The organism is Gaetbulibacter saemankumensis DSM 17032, assembly GCF_000425645.1.
Classification (GTDB): domain Bacteria; phylum Bacteroidota; class Bacteroidia; order Flavobacteriales; family Flavobacteriaceae; genus Gaetbulibacter; species Gaetbulibacter saemankumensis.
The window spans coordinates 1-5,712 of record NZ_AUDV01000011.1 but is presented as its reverse complement, the minus strand read 5'-3'; the positions used below and the strand labels follow the sequence as shown (position 1 = coordinate 5,712).

At 36.7% G+C, this 5,712-nt stretch carries 3 protein-coding genes; all 3 read left to right on the top strand.

The genetic code is table 11. The annotated features are described in order from the left end of the window. Positions 1 to 1,876, top strand: a 1,876-nt coding sequence (locus tag H611_RS0106720; protein ID WP_027137632.1) for a T9SS type A sorting domain-containing protein, incomplete at its 5' end; no start/stop codon positions are given. Positions 1,877 to 2,137: 261 nt separating this feature from the next. Then, complete coding sequence (locus H611_RS14500) at positions 2,138 to 4,114, top strand: MopE-related protein (RefSeq protein WP_051238754.1); 1,977 nt, start codon at positions 2,138 to 2,140, stop codon at positions 4,112 to 4,114. 93 nt (positions 4,115 to 4,207) lie between these two features. Further along, the coding region (locus H611_RS14840) for a putative metal-binding motif-containing protein (RefSeq protein ID WP_211223798.1) at positions 4,208 to 5,712 on the top strand (1,505 nt) is incomplete at its 3' end.

The window sequence follows — 5,712 nt, the reverse complement described above, 5'->3', positions numbered from 1 at the left end:
CTTTGATGTTGCTGATTTAGAAAGTTGTGAGGAAGGTACTAGTGAGGCCGCTACGTTTAATTTAACAACAGCAATTAGTAATGCCGATTCAGGAAGTTGGAGCTATTCAGACAGTAACGGACCCATAGCAAGTCCGGCATCCTATTCAGCGTCATTAGGCACAACTACGATTACGGTACGTTTAGACAATGATGATGACAGTGATGAAGGTTGTTATACCGAGAAAACCTTTGATGTAATAGTTAATGAAAATCCAAATTGTGAAATAACAGGAGATAACGTCATTTGTATATATGATGAAACAGCTAGTTTTACTGCTTCGGGAGGGTCTAGTTATAGTTGGACAGGACCAGGGGGGTTTGTAGCAAATACGGCAACGATATCGAATTTAACAGTACCTGGTACATATTGGGTTACAGTTACTGACGACAAAGAGTGTTCCTCTACTTGTTCCCGCACACTAACAGTAAATGGAACAGAAGAGAATCCGGTAACAACACCTAATTCATATTGTGAAGATAATCCACCACCATCTTTATGTGGCTTTGCTTCTACCAACGTTGAAGGTGCCGATATTGTATGGTTGGGTTATGTTAAAGATGGTGGAGGAATTCAAGAGGTTGTGATTGACGCCGAAACAGGATGTCCAGTACCACCAACGGTTCCTGGTAGTTATGCCTTCTTAGTAGAAATAGACACAAACGATGGTTGTATAACCAGCTCAGGAGCAGTAACTGAATTTGAAGTTTATGCACTTCCAGTAGTAGAAGCAGGTACGGCAGATGCTACATGTAATTTATTCGGTAATGAAACTCAGATAATCGGTGCAACAGAAGGCGGTGTTTGGGGTGGCCCTTATGCCCAGTATATAGAAGAAAGAGAAGATGGAACATTCTTTGTTGTTCCTGAAGGAGGTCTTCCTGCTGTTGATTATGTGATAACTTATACCTATACCGATGAAAATACTTGTACAAACTTCGATGAACTTATTGTTACTCTAGTAGAATGTACCGAATGTGAAACAGCCTATGGGGTTGCTTTAGATGAGCAAAACGTTATCGATACAAGTATTAGTACATGTTTCCGTGAAGATGGTTTCCACCGTTGGGGTTGGACCAACAAAATTACACCAAGTTATGAGCCTTATATATTAGATTTATATAGTGGTGCCGGTAGGTGTTTAATTGAAAAAGGTAAATATGTTGGTACTGTAACTATTAATTACAGTCCGGATGATGATACATTTACTGCGCTATACGAAACGATTCCAGGAGTAGGTCTAGACGAAGCGCATTTATATATAGGTTGTAATCCGTATCCAACCGGTAAAAATGGAGAATATACGGTAGCACCAGGACAATACACCTTAAATGCCGGTGATTTAGATTTCCATATGTCCTGGAGTACATCTACCGATGCCATGAAAACCATCACAATAGAAGGAGGTCCTGAATTATATGTTATAGCCCATGCGGTGGCCTGTACCGATATTTCGGCAGAGCTGACATCTAATGGATTTGTGCCATTTGAAGAATATGGTGAATTCCAAGATGATAAACCAGCAGTAACGGGTGATTGTATGGTAGATGTAGATCCTTGGCTAAAAACGTCTACAGTTAAAACGTATCCAGTGCCTTTTGAGAATGAGGTTAACATTAGTTATAAGTTTGATTATGACACCGATGTGAAAATCAATGTTTATGACATGAAGGGTGCCTTATTAAGACACGCTGAAAACAGAAACTATATTAAAGGAACGGTTGGTAGAACTAAAATTGATTTATCAAGAACAGACGATCAAATGTACTTCGTACGATTGATAACCAGAAGAGGGGCTATTGTTAAGAAAATAGTGTCATCTAAAAAACAAAAATAGTCTGTATAATTAATGAGAATAAAGGAGCAGTAGTAAGATATTGCTCCTTTTTTAATGAATAGTAAGAACAATATAAATATTAATAATACCTACATATTCTTTTAATATATAATTGTTAAAAATTCTTTATTTGAGTTTGTGTTTTAACGAAGTAAAAAGGGCTTTATCTAGGTTTATTTAATAAATAAAATGTTATGAATATATTTATTAGAGCAGTTGATTTTGAATGTTTTAGTGGTTAAATAAAGAAAAAGACTTCATATGAAAAACATACTACCTATACTTCTACTATTATTTATTTATAATTTTTCTCATGCACAATGCACTAATAAAACATTATATAATGGCACCGTAATTCCAAATGGTATTAATATCAATGATGGGGAAGTTCATCAAATAGCTTATGGTATTGAAGCAGGGGAATATATTGTGTTAACTGGTTTGAATACTGGAGATTCATATAAGTTTACAAGTATTCGTAGTGATATTAATAATCCTAATAACGATTATTTAACTATTTACAATGAATCTGGCCAGGTAATAGCAAGCCAAACAGCTCCTTTAAATATAAATCCTTTAGGGACATCAAATATTGAAATCCATATAAATTTAAATTTTCCGGGATGTGAGGTTGAAGAACTAGCACATACCCTGACAATTCAAAATTTATCAGCCGCCACATGTAATATGCCGAGAGCCCCGGGAGGTATAACATTTAAATCCGATACTCGCATAGATTTCTATTGGAGTCCACCAGAATTAAGTACACCACTAGGGTATGACTGGCGGATAACCTTAAAGGATGCAAGTCCAGATAATTATATGGTTTCAGGATCGACGATGGCACCAGAAACCAATGCAAGTTCAGGAAATGTGTTAACACCAGGAGAAACGTATTGGATATATGTAAGATCAAGCTGTGCTTCAAACGAAACAAGTGGTTGGTTTAGATTTCCTTCCGATTATGTTATGAATACGATTGCACCACCAGATAACGATTTTTGTGAAGGGGCCATTTCAGTAATACAGGATATCAATACAGCTGGTATTGGTGACGCCACAGTTGTTCAAGGTGATTTATCAGGAGGGGCAGGAACTAACAAAAATGCAGAAACTTGCAACACTAAAAAAGGGAATGCCCGTGACGATGTCTGGTATAAATTTACCGCTCAGACGCCTGATGTTCACATCTATTTATCGCCAACCTTTGATGGAGTCTTAACTTTGTATTCTGGTGATTGTAATGCCTTGAATTATTTAGAGTGTTCCGATAACCCAAGCGAAATCTTATCAGATGAAGAAATATATGTCTCCAATGGTTTAACCGTTGGACAAACCTATTACATTCGGGTGTATTATTTAGGAACCACAACTCCTGCAAATCCAACCTTTGACTTGTGGGTGTGGTCTTCGTCTGTAGCAACAGACAACGATATGGATGGTTATGTAGATCATCCGGATATTGACTGTGATGATAATGTGGCTTCCATTCACCCTGACGCTATAGAAATACCAAATAACGGTATTGATGAAGATTGTGATGGCGCAGATCTTAAAACCTGGTATTTGGATAGTGATAATGATAACTTCGGAACTATTGATGAAATGATATTGTCTAATACGCAACCTGAAGGTTATGTGTTAAATAGTTCAGATTGTAATGATGATAATGACGCTGTTAATCCAGGTGCAACAGAGGTTTGTGATACTATCGATAACGATTGTGATGGACTTGTTGATGATAATGATCCTTCTGTAGCAAATCAGGTAACATATTATGTAGATTTAGATGAAGATGGTTATGGAGATAGTAATGATGCGGGCACCGATTACTGCTCTAGCCCAGGAACTGGCTACAGTTTAACAAATAATGATTGTAATGATAATGTGGCTTCCATTCATCCTGATGCTACAGAAATTCCCAATAATGGCGTGGACGATAATTGTGACGGACAAACCGATGAAACATTATCTGTGATTGAAATTGATTTGAATGATATTTTGGTAAGACCTAACCCGTTTTCATCTCATGTTTTTATAGATATTCCCCAAAACATTACGGAGAATTTAGAAATAGTAATTTTTGATATGAGTGGTCGGATGATTTTAAGTTCGATTAAAACGATGTCAAGATCTAGTGTAGATTTAAAACATTTAGAAAGCCTGCCGAAAGGTATTTACTTCATGAAATTTTCTGTCAGGAATCAAGTCGTTACTAAAAAATTAATAAAACTATAAATTGAATACAATTCATATGCAATATGTGATTGAATAACCCAAGACTACTCTTGAATTTCATCTATTTGATTTAATATATCAAAATGTAATCAGATGAAAAACAGGATACTTTCGATTTTTATGTTTTGTATTTGTCATGCTTTATTTGCTCAGTGTGACAATACTACTCTATATGATGGTACAGTGATCCCAATTGGGGTTGATGTAAATGATGGGGAAGTCCATCAAATTGCTTATGGTATTGAAACTGGGGAGTACGCCATAGTTAGCGGTTTAAATTCAACAGACACCTATAAATTTACAAGCATACGCAGCGATATTAATAACCCAAACACGGATTATATTACCTTGTATAATAATTCGGATCAGCTTATAGCAAATCAAACTTCACCACTAACCAAGAGCCCGATAGGTTCATCAACAATAGAAATTCATATTAATTTAAACTCAGGATGTGACAAAGAGGTTTTAGCACATACCTTAACTATTCAAAATTTATCAGCCGCCACATGTAATATGCCGGGAGCCCCTGGAGGGATTACTTATAAATCCCATAATCGAATAGATTTCTATTGGAGTCCACCAGAATTAAGCACACCATTGGGGTACGATTGGCGGATAACCTTAAAGGATGCGAGTCCAGATAATTATATAGTTTCAGGATCTACAATGGCGCCAGAAACCAATGCGAGTTCAGGAAATGTGCTAACACTAGGAGAAACGTATTGGATATATGTAAGATCAAGCTGTGTTTCAAACGAAAAAAGTAGTTGGTTTAGGTTTCCTTCCGATTATGTTATGAATACGATTGCACCACCAGATAATGATTATTGTGAAGGGGCCATTTCAGTAATACAGGATATCAATACAGCTAATATTGGTGACGCGACAGTTGTTCAGGGTGATTTATCAGGAGGCGCAGGGACCAATAAAAATGCAGAAACTTGCAACACTAAAAAAGGTAATGCGCGTGATGATGTGTGGTATAAATTTATAGCTCAGACGCCTGATGTACACATCTATTTATCGCCAACTTTTGATGGAGTATTAACTTTGTATTCTGGTGATTGTAATGCCTTGAATTATTTAGAGTGTTCCGATAACCCAAACGAAATCTTATCAGATGAGGAAATATATGTCTCCAATGGCTTAACCGTTGGACAAACCTATTACCTCCGGGTGTATTATTTAGGAACCACAACACCTGTAAATCCAATATTTGACTTATGGGTTTGGTCTTCTTCATTAGCAACAGACAATGATATGGATGGTTATGTAAATCATCCGGATATTGACTGTGATGATTTGGACTCGGCTGTCTATCCTGGTGCAGAAGAAATTTGTGATGGAAAGGATAATAATTGTGAAGGTCAAATTGACGAAGGCCTTACGACTATTTTTTATGCGGATAATGATGGAGATAGTTATGGAGATATTAATAATACAAAAGAAGCCTGTTCTTTACCCAGTGGTTACGTAAGTGATAACACCGATTGTGATGACACTAATGCTTTAGTCCATGAACCTCAGTTATACTATGTCGATAGTGATGGTGATGGATTTGGTTCTACCACAGAAGCCATGCTTTGTGAGTCTAC

Bases quoted from the DNA above. Each gene is read 5' to 3' on its own strand.
- H611_RS14500 (WP_051238754.1), top strand. From the start codon at position 2,138: ATGAAAAACATACTACCTATACTTCTACTATTATTTATTTATAATTTT.